This is a genomic window from Micromonospora sp. 15K316 (genome assembly GCF_004348525.1).
Taxonomy (GTDB): Bacteria; Actinomycetota; Actinomycetes; order Mycobacteriales; family Micromonosporaceae; genus Micromonospora.
Genome location: NZ_SMKG01000054.1, coordinates 13,953 through 30,523, shown reverse-complemented (window position 1 = coordinate 30,523; position 16,571 = coordinate 13,953). Strand labels below are relative to the sequence as shown.

Below are 16,571 nucleotides of genomic sequence, written 5' to 3'. Positions count from 1 at the left end.
ATAAGAGACAGCGCCCGCCACTGTCGACCGGATCCGCGCGGTCGACGGGGTGGTCGCCGCCGACGGTGAGCTGGTCGGCACCGGCGGGATCGTCGGCTCCGACGACCGCCCCGTGCTCGGCTACGCGGTCCTGGCCGCCATCCCCACCGACCCGGCGCTGCGCTCGTACGACGTGGTCGCCGGCCGGTTGCCGGACCGCCCGGGTGAGGTGGTGCTCGACGCGCCGACGGCGACCCGGGAGGGGTTCGACCTCGGCACGCCGGTACGGATAGGCGGCAGCACCGGCGCCGCCCGCCCGTACACCCTGGTCGGCACCGTCGACGTGGCGCGCACCACCCGCGACGTCGGCGGGCCGTTCATCGGGATGGTCGGCCCGGACGCGCTGGCCGTCACCGGGATGGAGGGGTACGCCAGGATCATGGTGGCCGCCCGGCCCGGCACCGACGAGACGGCTCTGACCGACCGTCTCGCCGCGGCGGCCGGTCCGGGCGCGACGGTGAAGACCCGTCAGCAGATCCTCGACGACGCGGTCGCGGACGCGGTCCGTGACGCCCGGCAGTTCACCATGGCGCTGCTCACCTTCGCCGCGGTCGCCGTCGTGGTGGCCGGCTTCGTCATCGCGAACACCTTCACGATCGTGCTGGCCCAGCGCACCCGCCAGACGGCGCTGCTGCGGGTGGTCGGCGCCACCCGGAGGCAGGTCTTCCTGGCGGCCGTGCTGGAGTCGGCGGTGGTCGGCCTGGTCGCCTCGCTGCTCGGTGTGCTGCTCGGCGCGGGCCTCGCCGCCGGGCTGGCCGCGCTGCTGTCCCGCACGACCGCCCCGATCGGCGCCGGAATCACCCTCGCTCCGGCAACGGTGCTGGTCAGCATGCTGCTCGGCGTGCTGCTGACCGTCGGCGCGTCGCTGCTGCCGGCCTGGCACGGCACCCGTGTCGCGCCGGTCGCCGCGCTCACCGACGCCGCCGTGCAGTCCACCCGGCGGGCGGGCCGGTTCCGGCTCCTGGCCGGCGCGCTGGTGCTCATCGCGGGGATCGCCGCGCTGGTCGGCGCGGCCGACGCCGGTCAGGTGCCGCTGGTGGCGGTGGGTGGCGTGTTCGCCTTCTTCGGCATCGTCCTCTTCGGACCGGTGCTCGTCCCGGCGATCGCGAGGGTCGTCGGGTGGCCGCTGCGCCGGATGATCGGGGCGACCGCCGGGCTGGCCGTGGCCAACGCCGTACGCAACCCGCGGCGGATCGCGGCGACCAGCAACGCCCTGGTGATCGGCATCGGTCTGGTGTCGGCGTTCGTCGTCGGCGCGCACAGCACCAAGGACGGCATCGAGCGAAGCGTGGACGCCCAGGTCGGGGTCGACTACGTGGTCACCGGTGTCGGTTCGGACCTCCCCGCGGGGCTCGCCGCGGCGCTGGCGGCCCGGCCGGAGCTCGGCCTCGTGCACGAGCAGCGGGCCGCGGTGACCGGCGGGATCGAGGTGCGCGCCGCCCACCCCGCGCTGGTCGGCCGGACGCTCACCGCGACCGCCGGGGACCTGAGCCGGTTCGGCCCGGGCACGGTGCTGGTGCACCGGGAGCTGGCCGCGGCACGCGGCTGGGCCGTGGGCGACCCGGTCACCGTCAAGGGCCGGACGTTCCGGGTGGCGGCCGTGGTGGAGGACGGGAGCCGGCCCGCCCCGGGCGGTGGGGCGTCCGCGGGACACCTCGTCGACATGACCGACGCCGATTTCACCGCCGTCTTCCCCGCCGAACGCGGTTACCTGGCGGAGATCGACCCGGCCGACGGGGTGGACGCCGGACGGGCGCGAGCCGCCGTCGAGTCGGTGCTCGCCGGCTATCCGACGGTCAACCTGATGGACCAGGCCGCCTACAAGAGAATGCTCACGGGCACCGTGGACATGGCGCTCGCGCTCGTCACCGCGCTGCTCGGGCTGGCCGTGGTGATCGCCCTGGTCGGCGTCGCGAACACGCTGAGCCTCTCGGTCCTGGAGCGCACCCGGGAGAACGCCGTGCTGCGTGCCGTCGGGCTCACCCGGGGGCGGATGCGGGTCATGCTCGCCGTCGAGGCGATGCTCATGGCGATGGTCGGGGCGCTGCTGGGGCTCGGGCTCGGCACCGGGGTGAGCGCCGCCGCGATGGCGCTGCTGAACCGACTGGGCGGGGAGTTCCACGTGAAGCTGCCGGCCGGCCAGCTCGTCCTGATCCTCGGGGTCGCGGTGCTGGCGGCGTTGCTCGCCTCGGTGTTGCCCGCGCGCCGCGCGCTGGCCCGACCGGTGGTGGAGGCGCTGGCCGACCTGTGACAACGCCGGCCGGTCCCGCTGTCGCTGACGGGACCGGCCGGCGGTGCCGGTCTACAACCGCTCGACCACGTCGCCGGAGCAGCGGTTACGGGTGTCGAAGACGTAGCGGGCGTGCCGGGCCACCAGGTCGTAGTCGAACACGTCGTGGTCGGTCACCACGACCACCGCGTCCGCCTCCCGGACCTCCCGTTCGGTGAGGTCCACGACGGCCACCCCGCCGGGGATCTGGTGCGCCTCGGCGTACGGCTCGACGGCGTGCACCTCCGCGCCGAGCGCCTGCAACCGCTGGGCCACGTCGACGGCCGGGGAGTCGCGCATGTCGCCGGTGTTCCGCTTGTACGCGAGGCCGAGCAGCAGCAGCCGGGATCCGCTGATCGCGCGGCCGCGCCGGTTCAGCCCGGCCATCACCCGCTGCGTCACGTGCTCGGGCATCTCGTGGTTGACGTCGTTGGCCAGCTCGATGAAGCGGAACTGCCGGCCCAACCGTCGCTTCACCTGCCAGGAGAGGTAGCACGGATCGATCGGCAGGCAGTGCCCGCCCACCCCGGGGCCGGGTCGGAACGGCATGAAACCGAAGGGCTTGGTCTCCGCCGCCTCGATCGCCTGCCAGACGTCGATGTCCAGATGGTGCGAGAGCATGGTCAGCTCGTTGATCAGCGCGATGTTGACCTGGCGGAAGGTGTTCTCGATCAGCTTGGTCAGCTCGGCCACCCGCGTCGAGTCGACGGGCACCGTGCGCTCGACGATCCGCCGGTAGAAGCCGTCGACCCGGGCGAGGGACTCGGCGTCCACACCGGAGACCACCTTCGCGGTGTTCTCCAGGCGCCAGGTCGGGTTGCCGGGGTCGATCCGCTCCGGGCTGTAGCCCAGGTGGAAGTCGCCGGGGCTGCTCAGGCCGCTCGCCGACTCGAGCAGCGGCCGCAGCAGCTCCTCGGTGGTGCCGGGGTACGTGGTGGACTCCAGGACGACCGTGCATCCCGGCCGGACGTACGGACCGATGCCGATGCCGGCCTGCTCCACGTAGCTCAGGTCCGGCGTGCCGTCGCGCAGCGGAGTGGGCACGGTGATCACGCAGATGTCGAAACCCTCGGCGTCCGTGTACTCGGTGCTCGGCCGGTACCGCCCGGTGCTCAGCGCGCGGCCGAGCCGGTCGGTGGTGATGTCCTCCACGAACGACTCGCCGGAGGCGAGCCGCTTGATCCGGTTGCCGTCGACGTCGAGTCCGACCACGTCAAGGCCGGACTCGACGGCCCGCATGGCGAGTGGCAGACCGACGTACCCCTGGCCGATCACGACCAACTTCTCAGCGCTCACCCAAGCTCCTGGGACGAAGACGGTGGAAAAGACCTGCTTGGAGCGTAGGGCGCTGTCTGCTGTTGTAAGTCCGCTTTGGGGATATCGGGACGGTTGAGGTTCGCCGGACGTCCGGCGAACCGGCGTGGTCACCCGGCCGGGGGCCGCCTCCGGTCGGTCAACCGATCCCGCCCTGCGGCGGATCCCCGCCGCCCGGGGTGGTCGGTGCGGTGCTCGGATCTGTCGTCTGCGTCGGCGAGGCGCTGCTCGAAGGGGTACCGGTCGCCGACTCCGTCGGACTGGGGCTCGGCGACTCCGGGCTGGCCGACTCGGACGGCGACGCGCTCTGGCTCGGGCTGGCTGACGCCGGGGCGCTCGTGCGGGGAGCGCTCGTCCGCTCCGGCCGGTCCGGGTCGGTGGGCGTCACCTCGTTGCCGATCGACAGTTCGGTGTTCTGGGTCGGCGTGACCGCCGGTGTGGTCGGGGTGAGTTCCACCGCCGGAGCGTCCCCCGCGTACTTCGCCGCGCCCAGTGCGGCGGCCAGCCCGACCAGCGCGACCACCACGGCCGCGGCGGCGCCCACCAGGGCCGGTCGCCCCCGCCGGACGGGGCCGCCGGCCACCAGCGCGCCGGGCGTGAGCTCCGGCTGCGTGTCCGGGCCGGCGCCGCGCAGCGGCGTCACTGGGACCATCGCGGTCGGCCCGGCGTCGCCGGTGACGGCCGTACGCGCCGCCTCGGCCATCGCCGCGCCGCTGCTGAACCGCTCCGCCGGGTCCTTGGACAGGGCGCGCGAGACCAGCGCCCGGACCGCCTCGGGGATGTCGTGCGGCAGCTCGGGCGGCTCGTCGTCCAGGTGCCGCACGGCCACCTGGAGCGGGTTGTCCCCGGTGAACGGGGGAGCGCCGGTGAGGCAGCAGTAGGTGACGGCACCGAGCGCGTAGATGTCGGTCGCGCCGCTGACCGGTCGCCCGGCCGCCTGCTCGGGCGCCATGTAGAGCGCCGTGCCGGGCACCGCGTTCGTACTGGTGATGCTCGTGACATTGGTCGACCGGGCCACCCCGAAGTCGACCAGGACGACGGAACCGTCCTCCTGCACGAGCAGGTTGCTCGGCTTGACGTCGCGGTGCACGATGCCCCCGCGATGCGCGGCATGCAGCGCCTGCGCCGCCTGCGCGACGACCGACATCGTCTCGGCGACGCCGAGCTTCCCGGCGGCCTCGATCCGCTTGGAGAGCGGCTCGCCGTCGACGAACTCCATGACCAGGTAGTCGGCCCGGCCGCCGTCGGGAAGCTCGTCCTCGCCGCAGTCGAAGACCTGCACGATGCCGGGGTGCCGCAGGGCGGCCATGATCCGCGCCTCGGCCCGGAACCGGGCGATGAAATCGGGGTCGGAGACCAGCGACGGGAGCAGCACCTTGACCGCGACCTGCCGGCCGAGGACCTGGTCTGTGCCCCGCCAGACGTCGCCCATGCCGCCGGTGGCGACGCGTTCGTCCAGGCGGTACCGACCGCTGAGCACGACCTCCGATGACAACACGCGATTACCGTACCCAGAGCGGTCGGAGGGCACGCACAGCGCAGTCCCGCGCGCGGGGCGGGTACGGGCGCTCCGCCGGGGCCGTAGCTCCGCCGTCCCGTCGCTACGTGACGTATCGACTACGCTGCGCGCGGATTCGGTGACGTGGGCCCCTCTGGTGGCCGTGCCGGTGGCGGCGGGGAAAGGGCGGCGTCTGAGGTCGGGGAACCGTTACTCCGACACGCGGGACGAGGTAGTAGATAATTGTCACTCTTCTGTGACGTGCCGTCGGCTTGTCGCTCCGGTGGTCCGATCCTAGCGTTGGCCCGAGCTCGGGCCGCCTGACGACGCCGGTGAGATCTCGCGTCGGCACCGGGGCGCCGGGGGCGCCCCGGACGGGTCGCCCGGTCCGGCGCGGCCGGGGGAGCGAGGGTCAGCGGAGGGCTGGGAAGAGGTGCGGGAGAAGGCCCGGTCCACGAGCCGGTCGGTGCGGCGTTCGCCGGCTTCGGGGACCGACGCCATCCGCCGTTCGCAGCGTCGGCGACGGCATGACCGCTGAGCTGAGCGAGGCGGTGGCCAAGGCGCGCTCCGGTGACGAGGACGCCTTCCGCTTCCTGTACCGAAGCATCCAACCCGGACTGTTGCGCTATGTGACGGCGCTGGTGGGGGCGGACGCCGAGGACGTGGCGTCGGAGACCTGGTTGCAGATTTCGCGGGATCTGCCGAGTTTCACCGGCGGTGAGTTCCGTGCCTGGGCCATCACCATCGCTCGTAACCGGGCCATGGACCACCTGCGCCGGCAGCGTCGACGCCCGTCGCTGCCGGTGCCCGTGCAGGCGCTCAACGAGCTGGCCGGGGACGCGGACACCGCCGAGCGGGCCGGGGAGAGCCTCGGCACCGAGGCGGCGCTCGCGCTGATCGCCACCCTGCCGCCCCGGGAGGCCGAGGCCGTTCTGCTGCGGGCGGTGGTCGGCCTCGACGCCGAGACCGCGGGCCGGGTGCTCGGTCGTCGGGCGGGTGCGGTGCGTACCGCCGCGCACCGCGGCCTGCGGCGGCTCGCCGCGCTGCTGGAGCAGCGTGGCGCCGACCCGTCCCCGGCTGTGTCGGAGGCGGCGGCAGCGCCCCGCCCGCGCGGCGAGCGGCGTGCGCGCGCACCGCGTCCCGAACCGGCGGATGGTTGACGTGGGGGAGTTCGGGATGAGTGACGGTCGCGAGTCGGATCGGCTCGCCGACCAGGCGGCGGCCGACCGGTTTCTCGACGCGGTCCGGACGAGCCGACCGGCGGAGGCGGACGAGCGGCCGGATCCGCTCGCGGAGCTGCTCGCCGCCGCGGCGGCGCCGGCGCGTCCGCGCGAGCTGGCGGGGGAGCAGGCCGCGTTGGCGGCCTTCCGGGCGGCTCGGGAGGCGCCGGCGACACCTCGTGCGCCGCGGGGGCGCCGCTTCACCGCGGGTGCGGTGGCCTGGGCCGCCGGCGTGCTCGTCACCGCGACGGCGGGCGTCGCCGTCGCCGCGGTCACCCTGGAAGCGCCACCGGCGCCGCCCGTCCCGGTGAGTCCGGCGCCCGCGACCGGCCTCCCCGAGGCCGGCCCCACCGGGAGCACCTCCGCCGGCGGCACGCCCGGGGTGGCGCCGAGCACCACAGCCGGGGCCCCCTCCGGTGACGTCGGGCAGGACGACCAGGTGGTCCGGTTGTGCCAGGCGTATCTGGCCAAAAAGCCGGCCCAGCGGGAGAAGGCGCTCACCACCCCGAGGTTCCGCCCGTTGGTCGAGGCGGCCGGCGGGGTGGTCCAGGTGGAGGCGTACTGCCAGGAGCCGGCACGGGCCGGCAGGTCGGCCCCGCCGCCCGACTCCACCGACTCGGGCAACGGCCCCGGCCAGGGCAACGGCAACGGGAACGGGAACGGCCAGGGCGACGGCAACGGCCAGGGGAACGGGAACGGCCAGGGCCAGGGCAACGGGAACGGGAACGGCCAGGACAAGGGCCAGGGCAACGGCAACGGCCAGGGCAACGGGGACGGGAACGGTCAGGGCAAGGGCCAGGGCAACGACCCCGGCCAGGGCAACGGGAAAGGCCGGGCCTCCACCGCGCCGGCAGGCTGAGCACGGCAGAATCCGCCCGGCGGCCCAGCTACCGGACGGGTCCGGCCGCTCGGCCGCCGTACGGGTCCGGGCGACGGTTGGCAGTGGGATCCGGGCTTCCCGGTGACCGGGCCCCGGCTGGTCCGTGTCGACGCCGCGCGGACCACCCGCCGACCAGCCGTCGACCGGCCGGGCCGCGCCGCCGCGCGGATCGGCCGCCCGCTCCGTACCATGCCGTCGGCGGGCGCCCGCGACGGCGTGCTCGCGTGGCTGTTCGCGCCGGCCGTCCCGAGACGGTCTGCTAGACAAAGGTGGACGGGCCCGCCGCACCGGCCCACGGTGTCGGTGGGTGCCGCTACGGTGACACCCGGTCCGGATGCCGGCGCGGGAGGGGGCCGACCGATGGTGACGTCACCCGAGCTCGATCGCGGCGCGATCCTGCACGAGTCCGCCGCGGCCGCCCGCCACCTCGCCCGCATCTGCTTCAAGACCGGCCCGCCGGTCCGCACCGGCGTGGAGCTGGAATGGACCGTGCACGACGTCGCCGACCCCGCTCTCCGGGTCGACCGGGCACGGTTGCGGGCGGCGCTGGGGCGGCACAGCCCGGTGACGCTCGACGAGGCGAGCCCGGCGCAGTCGCTGCGGCGCGGCAGCGCGGTGAGCCTCGAACCGGGTGGGCAGTTGGAGCTCTCCACCCCGCCGCACACCTCGATCGGCGCGCTCGTCCGCGCCACCGAGACCGACATCGCGCAGGTGACCGGTCTGCTACGACGGGCCGGGCTGACCCTCGGCGGCACCGGCATCGACCCGTACCGGCCGCCGCGTCCCGTCCTGGAGACGCCCCGCTACCGCGCGATGCGCCGGGTGTTCGACCGGCGCGGCCGAGCCGGTCGCACGATGATGTACTGCACCGCCGGCCTGCAGATCTGCCTCGACGCGGGTGAGCCCGAGCAGGTGCCGCTGCGCTGGGCCGTGGCGCACGCCGTCGGGCCGCCGCTGCTCGCGGCCTTCGCCACCGCCGACCGCCACGCCGGACGTCCCACCGGATGGGCCTCCTCCCGGATGGCGGCCTGGCTCTCCATCGACCCGGCCCGCACCCGCCCGGTCTGGTCGCCGGCCCGCCCCGACGACGACCCGGTGACGGCTTGGACCCGCTACGTCCTCGCCGCGCCGCTGCTCTGCCTGCGCACCGCCGGGTCCGACTGGACACCTCCACCCGATGTCACCTTCGCCGACTGGCTGGCCGGGGCGCTACCACGTCCGCCGACCACCGACGACCTCGACTACCACGTGAGCACCCTCTTCCCGCCCGTACGGCCGCGCGGCTACCTCGAACTGCGCTACCTGGACGCGCAGCCGGGCCGGGACTGGGTGATCCCGCTGGCGGTGGTGGCCGCGCTCTTCGCCGATCCGGCGGCCCTGCACGCCGCGTACCTGGCCAGCGCACCGGTGGCGCACCGGTGGCACGACGCGGCCCGCGCCGGGCTCGCCGAGCGGGCGCTCGCCACCGCGGCGGCGCACCTGCTCGACCTGGCCTTGGCGGCGCTGCCCGGGCTCGACCTGCCGACCGACCTGAACGAGGAGATCCACCGAGGCGTACGACGGCGACGAGCCGCCGCGGAGAGGGGAGACCGGTGACCGACACGAGCATCGACCGGCTCGGTACGGAGCAGCTGCGCGACCGGATCGCGGCCGAGCTGGACCGCACCCGGGCACGCACCGCGCTGCTGACGGAGGTGGTCGACGACGCCGACCTGATGCGGCAGCACTCGCCGCTGATGTCCCCGCTGGTCTGGGACCTCGCGCACGTCGGCAACCAGGAGGAGTTGTGGCTGGTCCGCGACGTGGGTGGCCGGCCGCCCGTACGGCAGGACATCGACGACCTCTACGACGCGTTCAAGCAGCCGCGCAGCGACCGGCCGTCCCTGCCGCTGCTGCCCCCGGCCGAGGCGCGGGCCTACGTGACGACCGTCCGGGACAAGGTGTACGACCTGCTCGACGGGGTCCGTTTCACGGACGGGGGGCTGGTCGCCAAGGGCTTCGCGTTCGGGATGATCGTGCAGCACGAGCAGCAGCACGACGAGACGATGCTCGCCACTCATCAGCTGCGGTCCGGCCCGCCCGTGCTGCACGCCCCGCCACCGCCCGAACCGCGGGTACCGGTCGGCGGGGAGGTGCTGATCCCCGCCGGCCCGTTCACCATGGGCACCGACACCGACCCGTGGGCGCTGGACAACGAGCGCCCGGCCCACCTCGTCGACCTGCCCGCGTACACCATCGACGCGACCCCGGTGACCAACGGCCAGTACCGGCGGTTCGTCGCCGACGGGGGCTACGACGACCCGCGCTGGTGGAGCACCGCCGGCTGGGCGCACCGGGTGGCGGCCGAACTGTCCGCGCCGATGCACTGGCGGCGCGACGCCGACGGCTGGTCCTACCGCCGGTTCGGCCGGTGGGCGCCGGTGCGTGACGACGAGCCGGTGGTGCACGTCTGCTGGTACGAGGCGCAGGCGTACGCGTCGTGGGCGGGTAAACGCCTGCCCACCGAGGCGGAGTGGGAGAAGGCCGCCCGGTGGGACCCGGCGACCGGACGCTCCCGCCGGTACCCGTGGGGCGACGACGACCCGTCCTGCGGGCACGCCAACCTCGGCCAACGGCACCTGTGGCCCGCCCCGGTGGGCGCCTATCCGGACGGGGCGTCACCACTGGGTGTGCATCAGCTGATCGGGGACGTCTGGGAGTGGACCTCCACCACCTTCCGGGGGCATCCGGGGTTCACCGCGTTCCCCTACCGGGAATACTCCGAGGTGTTCTTCGGCGACGACTACCGGGTCCTGCGAGGCGGGTCGTTCGGTACCGACCGGGCGGCGTGCCGGGGTACCTTCCGCAACTGGGACTTCCCGATCCGCCGGCAGATCTTCAGCGGGTTCCGCTGCGCGCGGGACGCCCGGCCGGAGGAGTCGCGGCCGTGACGGTGGCCGGCCGGGCCGAGCCGTCGGCGGTGGGCAGGGGCCCGGCCGGGGCCTGCGGCGGAGCCGCCTGATGTGCCGCCACCTCGTCTATCTCGGCCCGCCCATCACCCTCGCGCGGTTGCTCTTCGAACCGCCCTTCTCCCTGGTCCGCCAGTCCTGGGCGCCGCGCGACATGCGTGGCGGGGGCACCATCAACGCCGACGGCTTCGGGATCGGGTGGTATCCGGGCGACGGTGAGCCGGTGCGTTACCGGCGTGCCCAGCCGATCTGGAGCGACCCGACGATCGCCCAGCTGGCCGAGGTGACCTGGGCCGGCGCGGTGCTGGCCGCCGTGCGCTCCGCCACCGTCGGCATGGCGGTGCTCGACGACGCGGCCGCCCCGTTCGCCGAGGGGCGCTGGCTGTTCAGCCACAACGGGGTGATCCGGGGTTGGCCGGACACGGTCGTGCCGCTCGCCGCCGAGTTGCCCGTACGCGACCTGCTCACCCTGGACGCGGCCACCGACTCGGCCTTGCTCTGGGCACTGGTGCGGCACCGGCTGCGCGGCGGCGCCGACGCGGTCGACGCGGTGGCCGGGACGATCCGGGCGGTGGCCGAGGCCGCCCCCGGCTCCCGGCTCAACGTGCTGCTCACCGACGGCCGCACCGCGGTGGCCAGCGTCCTCGGGCACGCGCTCTCGATACGGGAGAGCCGGGACGCGGTGCTGCTGGCCTCCGAGCCGCACGACGAAGGCCCCGGCTGGCGCGAGGTGCCCGACGGCCACCTGGTGAGCGCCGCCCCCGGCCGGGTGCGCCTGTGCCCGATCAGCTGAGCCCGCCCCGGCGTTTGTGCAGGTCCGTCCACGTGAAGGGAAGTGCCGTCAGATGAGCGCGGAGCCGCTGGAGATCCACCTTGAGGAGCAGGACCTGGCCCGGGGGCTGCGTGCGGACGTCCGCCTCGGGCTCACCGCCGACGCGAAGTGGCTGCCGCCGAAGTGGTTCTACGACGCCCGGGGCAGCGAGCTCTTCGAGGAGATCACCCGGCTGCCCGAGTACTACCCGACCCGTGCCGAACGTGCCGTGCTGGCGCGCCGGGCGCCGGCCGTGGCGGCGTTGACCGGCGCGAAGACCCTCATCGAGCTGGGTTCCGGGTCGTCCGAGAAGACCCGGCTGCTGCTGGACGCCCTCACCGACCGGGGCGGGTTGGGCACCTTCGTCCCGTTGGACGTCTCGGCCAGCGCGTTGCGCGCCTCGACCGCGCGGATCGCCGCCGACTACCCCGGCCTGCGGGTACGCGGCATCGTCGGGGACTTCACCCGGCATCTGGACCGACTGCCCACCGGTGGGCGGCGGCTGGTGCTCTTCCTCGGCGGCACGATCGGCAACCTGCTCCCCGACGAGCGGGCGGCGTTCCTCGTCGCGATGCGGGCCGCCCTGGAGGCCGGCGACTGGCTCCTGCTCGGCACGGACCTGGTCAAGGACCCGTCGATCATCGTTCCGGCGTACGACGACGCCGCCGGGGTGACCGCCGAGTTCAACCGCAACGTGCTGCGGGTGATCAACCGTGAGCTCGGGGCGGACTTCGATCCCTCGGCGTTCACCCACGTGGCGCGCTGGGACGCGGCGTGCGAGTGGATCGAGATGCGGTTGCGCGCGGACCGGGCGATGCGGGTCCGGATCCCCGACCTCGACCTCGAGGTGGCGCTCGCCGCCGGAGAGGAGCTGCGTACCGAGATCTCGGCGAAGTTCCGCCCGGAGGGCGTGGCGGCCGAGCTCGACGCCGCGGGGTTCGCCGGACGGGCGTTCTGGACCGACCCGGACGGGTTCTTCGGCGTCACGCTGGCCCGGGCGGTGTGAGCGGCGTGCGTCGCCCGTCGGCCGGAGGGTCGGCCGGATCCGCTGACCCGTGCCGCCGGTGACGGGGCCGATCGGTTAAGCTCGGTCCCGCGAAGGGGAGTAGCCCCCAATGTCGTGGTCGACATACTGGTGCCTTGCGCATCCGGCCACGCGGCCCCGCTTCCGGCGGGGCGGGCGAGACCTTCGACTCAGGCTGTGACAGCCGGGTCGAGGGCGCCCCTGTACCTCCTCCCGGCATGACCGGGAAGGATGTCATGGAGGGATTCCTCGCCGCGCTGGTGATCAGTTTCGGCGTCATCTTCGTCGCCGAGCTGGGGGACAAGAGCCAGCTGATGGCGTTGGCGTTCGCCACCCGATACAAACCGGTGCCGGTGCTCATCGGCATCACGGTCGCGACCACGGTGGTGCATCTCGCGTCGGTGGCGATCGGCGTCGGCCTCGGCTCGGTGCTGCCGACGGACTGGATCTCGTTGATCGCCGGCGTCGCGTTCCTCGGCTTCGCCGCCTGGACCCTGCGCGGCGACTCGCTGACCGAGGAGGAACGGCGTAAGGCGGAGAAGGCGACCAAGTCGGCGATCATGACGGTCGGCGTGGCGTTCTTCCTGGCCGAGCTGGGTGACAAGACGATGCTCGCCACGATCACGCTGGCGACCCAGCACGGCTGGGTCGGTACCTGGATCGGCTCCACGGTGGGCATGGTCGCCGCCGACGCCCTCGCGATCCTGGTCGGGCGGATGCTCGGTCGTCGGCTGCCGGAGAAGGCCATCCAGTACGGCGCGGCCGCGCTCTTCGCGATCTCCGGCCTCTGGCTCATCCTCGAGGCCGTCGCCGAGCTGACCTGAGCACCGACTACCCCTGCCGTCGCCGGGTAACGGCCCGGCATGGACGTGGAGGAGTTTCTGCGCCACGCCGACCAGGTGCTGGTCGGCGTGGTGGAGGTGGCCGGCGCTCTGGTCATCTTCGTCGGGGCTCTCCTCGCGGCGGTGCGGTTCGTGGTCGAGGGGCTACGGCACCGCACCGCCGCCGTGTTCACCCCCATCCGGCTCAGCCTCGGCCGGTTCCTCACGCTCGGCCTGGAGTTCCAGCTCGCGGCGGACATCCTGCGTACGGCGGTGTCGCCGACGTTCGAACAGGTCGGGCAGCTGGCCGCGATCGCCACCATCCGGACCGCGCTGAACTACTTCCTGGGGCGGGAGATCCGCAAGGAGCAGGAGCAGGTGGGCGAACGGGAGCGGAACCCGTGACGACGCTCCTGGTCGCCGTGGTGACGGGGCTGGCGCTGCTCTGCGCGGCGGTCGTGCTCGCCGGCACCGGCCGGGCGCTGCTGGCCGTACGGGTGCTGCTCGACCTGCTGACCGCCGCCGGGTTGCTGCGGCTCGCGACCGGCCGCAGCTGGAGCGCCCTGGCCGCCGCCGTGATCATCATCGTGCTGCGTCAGCTGGTCTGGGCCTCGCTCAACGTCGCCGGTCCGTGGCCCCGCCGACAATCCCCGCCCCGCTGCGAGAAGAACGATCACCACTTACGGTTGGCGGTAGAGGCGAAGCGGGAGAAACCGGGAGGGTGACCAGATGAGCAGGCACGACGAGCCCAACGAGTACGGCTTCGCCGGTGGCGCCACCGCCCCTGAGCCGCCGCCGCACGGGCGGGCGGACGAGCAGGACCGGGCCGAGGAGGTGGCCGTCCCGGGCGACGATCTGATGGAGCCGGCCGCCGAGGCGGTCTACGAGGAGACCGACGACGAGCACGAGGCCGAGGACCGGCACTGAGCCGTACCCCCGAGAACGCCCGCTCGGGCCGCGCGGCTGACTGACGTAGGTCGCCTCGATCGTTCCCGAGTTCCCTGACGTCGGGGTGCCCGGGTTATCCGGACACCCCGACGTCAATGAAGTCGAGTTCGCGATCCGTCGCTGTCGGCGGCGAGATCGAGCGACGCCGGAGCCGAGCCGGGCTCCGGCGTCTCGTCCTTTCCGCGCTTTCCTTCGCCGCCGACGTGCTGCCCGCGACGGCGATCGGCGTCCGCGTCGGCGGTGTCCGCGCGTCCCCGTCGGCGAGGAGTTCAACACCGCCTCGGCGGCACGGCGGAGTCCGGCGAGGCGGGCAGGTCCTCGCGTCGGCTGCGCCGGCGGGGCGGCACGGGGGAGCACCGGCGCTGCGTCGACACGCCGTCGTGACTCCGTTGCTCCTGGTCGCCGGGGTCGTTCCGGGCCGCTCGCGCGGGCGCGTCGGGTGACCCGTCCACTTTTCCCGGCGGCCCGGCCGATGCCGAATGGGTCATTCCCGGGTTGGTAATTCGGGCGCACGACTCGTCGCCGAAAATACATAACTCCGGACATAAGCCGTATGAGCCGCTTTAATGGTTTCACGAGTTACGGACGACCTTGGGGGTTTTCGTGAAGTTCTTTGGCGTTACCGGTCCGGCACGGAGGCGCACCTGATGGACCTGCTCCGCCAACTCCGCCACGTGCGTCGGCACTGGTGGGTCGCGCTGGTCACCGTGATGGTGGCCCTGGGCGTCAGTGCGTTCCTCACCGTCCGGGCCCAGCCCCGGTACGAGGCCTCGGTGACCTTCTTCGTCACCACGCCCAACCAGGGAGTCACCGACGCCTATCAGGGCGGCCTCTTCCTCCAGCAGCGCGTCAAGTCCTACGCCGACCTGCTGACCAGCGATCGGCTCGCGCAGACCGTGGTGGCCGAGAACCCCGTCGGCCGGACCGCCGAGGAGGTGCAGCGCAGCGTCAGTACCTCGACCGAGGCCGGCACCGTCCTGCTGCGCGCGTCGGTCACCGACACCGACCAGACCCGGGCACTGAAGGTGACCGAGACGCTCGCGGCCAAGTTCGTCGAACTCGTGCAGACGGTCGAGACGCCGCCGGAGGGCAAGGCGCCGATCAAGATCGAGGTGGTGAGCGGCCCCCGGGTCAGCTCCAGCCCCGTGTCGCCGCAGCCGGTACGCAACCTGACGCTCGGCGGGCTCATCGGCCTGGTGCTCGGTGTCGGCCTGGCCATCCTGCGCGGCGTGGCGGACGTGCGGCTGCGCGACGCGGCAGGCCTCCAGCGCACCACCGGCAGCCCGTTGCTCGGCGAGATCCCGTTCGAGGCCGGCGCCAGGTCCGCGCCGCTGATCGTCGGCGACGCCGCCACCTCGTCGCGCGCCGAGGCGATCCGCAAGCTGCGCACCAACCTGCGCTTCGTCGACGTGCACGAGCCGGCCCGGGTCATCGCGGTGACCAGTGCGCTCCAGGGGGAGGGGAAGACGACCCTCTCCTGCAACCTGGCGATCGCCCTGGCCGAGGCGGGCTGGCGGGTCCTGCTCGTCGACGCCGACCTGCGCCGTCCCAAGGTCGACGAGTACCTGGGCATCGACGCCGGTGTCGGTCTCACCGACGTGCTCGTCGGTGACGTCCAGGTGGGCGACGTCGTGCAGCGCTGGGGCGACAAGTCGCTGCTGGTGCTGCCGAGCGGCTCCGCCCCGCCCAACCCGAGCGAGCTGCTCGGCTCGAAGGCGATGGCGGACCTGCTGCTCGCCCTTCGGGAGTCCGCGGACATCGTCATCATCGACACCGCACCGCTGCTCGCGGTGACCGACGGTGTCGTCGTGGCGGTCCAGGCCGACGGTGCCCTGCTGGTGAGCCAGCAGGGGCGGACCTCGCGGACTCAGGTGGCCGCCGCGTCCCGGGCACTGCACGCGGTCTCGGTGCGACTGCTCGGCTGCGTGCTCAACATGGCCAAGATGCCGAAGGCCGAGGCGTACCAGTACGAGGCGTACCGGGTGGTCGCCGCGACGGAGTTGCCCGAGGCGCCCGCCGAGCGGCCCAAGGCCACCCGCCACGGCGACAGCGGTGGGGCGAGCGCCGTCAGCGACCACACGCAGGAACTCACCCGGCTGCCATGATGAGCGCGGCGAGGGGTCGTATGGACCGTTCGATCTCCTCGGCGCAACGGCGGAAGTCGGCGGCGGTGCCGCCGATCGGGTCCCGGAGGTCGTCGGTGCCGGGGGCGGCGGGCTGCAGCCGCCCCCGGGCCAGGGCGGCGGCCTCGACGGCGGCGCGCAGGGGGTCGCCGGTCGGGTCCTCGGGCGGCTCCGCCGCGGCGGCGAGCCGGCCGAACTGGCGCAGCGTGAACGTCCGGTGCAGCACCGACGGCGCCAACGCGGTGCAGACCGAGCGCTGGCGCCGCGTCGCCGTGAGCACCAGCGTGGCGCCGGCGAGGTGCTCGGCGTCCAGTGGACGGCTGCGGAAGTCGGTAGGGTCCGCCCCGGTCTCCGCGGCGATGTCGGCGGCGTACGGGTGCATCGGCAGTCCCGCCACCGCGTCCGTACCCGCGCTCTGCACGGTCACCGGCCGTCCGGCCAGCACCTTGCGGGCCAGGTACTCGGCCATCGGGGACCGGCACAGGTTGGCGTGGCAGACGAAGAGCACCCGGTCGGTCATCAGAACCCCTCTCGTCGGTACCGCCGCGGTCGGTGGGGCCGCGACGGGGCAGCGCCGGCGGTCGCTGCCGGACGCGGAGGGGTTGCCCGAATCGTACGCGCGTCCCGCGGCCGCCGGTCGCGCTGCCGCGCCGGGACCGACGAACCGGACGGCGGT

General features: G+C 73.8%; 14 protein-coding genes and 1 pseudogene. 12 read left to right on the top strand and 3 right to left on the bottom strand.

Annotation, left to right across the window (positions count from 1 at the left end):
- Nucleotides 1-13: 13 nt before the first annotated feature.
- Nucleotides 14-2,290 (top strand): annotated as a pseudogene (locus E1211_RS13705) (ABC transporter permease); the annotation flags it as partial.
- Between the two features lie 51 nt (nucleotides 2,291-2,341).
- Here the strand turns inward: E1211_RS13705 and E1211_RS13700 are convergent.
- Complete coding sequence (locus E1211_RS13700) at nucleotides 2,342-3,604, bottom strand: nucleotide sugar dehydrogenase (RefSeq protein WP_132349098.1); 1,263 nt, start codon at nucleotides 3,602-3,604, stop codon at nucleotides 2,342-2,344.
- 157 nt (nucleotides 3,605-3,761) lie between these two features.
- A complete protein-coding gene (locus E1211_RS13695; protein WP_132349096.1) occupies nucleotides 3,762-5,120 on the bottom strand; it encodes a serine/threonine-protein kinase in 1,359 nt (452 codons plus the stop codon).
- Nucleotides 5,121-5,647: 527 nt separating this feature from the next.
- Here E1211_RS13695 and E1211_RS13690 point away from each other — a divergent pair.
- From E1211_RS13690 to E1211_RS13640, 11 genes are all read left to right on the top strand, one after another.
- Nucleotides 5,648-6,280, top strand: a complete 633-nt coding sequence (locus E1211_RS13690; RefSeq protein ID WP_132349093.1) for an RNA polymerase sigma factor — start codon at nucleotides 5,648-5,650, stop codon at nucleotides 6,278-6,280.
- Nucleotides 6,281-6,296: 16 nt separating this feature from the next.
- A complete protein-coding gene (locus E1211_RS32490) occupies nucleotides 6,297-7,199 on the top strand; it encodes a hypothetical protein (RefSeq protein ID WP_165947251.1) in 903 nt (300 codons plus the stop codon).
- A gap of 381 nt (nucleotides 7,200-7,580) precedes the next feature.
- On the top strand, nucleotides 7,581-8,816 hold the full coding sequence (gene egtA / locus E1211_RS13680) for an ergothioneine biosynthesis glutamate--cysteine ligase EgtA (protein ID WP_132349091.1): 1,236 nt from the start codon (nucleotides 7,581-7,583) through the stop codon (nucleotides 8,814-8,816).
- A complete protein-coding gene (egtB, locus tag E1211_RS13675) occupies nucleotides 8,813-10,150 on the top strand; it encodes an ergothioneine biosynthesis protein EgtB (RefSeq protein ID WP_132349089.1) in 1,338 nt (445 codons plus the stop codon). The genes egtA and egtB overlap by 4 nt, the downstream gene beginning before the upstream one ends.
- Nucleotides 10,151-10,220: 70 nt before the next feature.
- Entirely contained in the window at nucleotides 10,221-10,961 is a 741-nt protein-coding gene (egtC, locus tag E1211_RS13670) for an ergothioneine biosynthesis protein EgtC (protein WP_132349087.1), read from the top strand.
- Between the two features lie 52 nt (nucleotides 10,962-11,013).
- Nucleotides 11,014-11,985 (top strand): L-histidine N(alpha)-methyltransferase, encoded by a 972-nt coding sequence (gene egtD / locus E1211_RS13665; protein WP_132349085.1) that lies wholly within the window; start codon nucleotides 11,014-11,016, stop codon nucleotides 11,983-11,985.
- Between the two features lie 254 nt (nucleotides 11,986-12,239).
- On the top strand, nucleotides 12,240-12,827 hold the full coding sequence (locus E1211_RS13660) for a TMEM165/GDT1 family protein (protein WP_132349100.1): 588 nt from the start codon (nucleotides 12,240-12,242) through the stop codon (nucleotides 12,825-12,827).
- 39 nt (nucleotides 12,828-12,866) lie between these two features.
- Entirely contained in the window at nucleotides 12,867-13,229 is a 363-nt protein-coding gene (locus E1211_RS13655; RefSeq protein WP_132349083.1) for a DUF1622 domain-containing protein, read from the top strand.
- Nucleotides 13,226-13,549 carry a hypothetical protein gene (locus tag E1211_RS13650; protein WP_207915363.1) on the top strand — a complete coding sequence of 108 codons (324 nt, stop codon included), beginning with the start codon at nucleotides 13,226-13,228 and terminating at the stop codon, nucleotides 13,547-13,549. The genes E1211_RS13655 and E1211_RS13650 overlap by 4 nt, the downstream gene beginning before the upstream one ends.
- A 4-nt stretch (nucleotides 13,550-13,553) precedes the next feature.
- Complete coding sequence (locus tag E1211_RS13645; protein ID WP_132349081.1) at nucleotides 13,554-13,751, top strand: hypothetical protein; 198 nt, start codon at nucleotides 13,554-13,556, stop codon at nucleotides 13,749-13,751.
- 668 nt (nucleotides 13,752-14,419) lie between these two features.
- Nucleotides 14,420-15,877 carry a polysaccharide biosynthesis tyrosine autokinase gene (locus tag E1211_RS13640; protein WP_132349079.1) on the top strand — a complete coding sequence of 486 codons (1,458 nt, stop codon included), beginning with the start codon at nucleotides 14,420-14,422 and terminating at the stop codon, nucleotides 15,875-15,877.
- Here E1211_RS13640 and E1211_RS13635 read toward each other — a convergent pair.
- A complete protein-coding gene (locus E1211_RS13635) occupies nucleotides 15,861-16,415 on the bottom strand; it encodes a low molecular weight phosphatase family protein (protein WP_132349077.1) in 555 nt (184 codons plus the stop codon). The genes E1211_RS13640 and E1211_RS13635 overlap by 17 nt on opposite strands.
- Nucleotides 16,416-16,571: the final 156 nt, after the last annotated feature.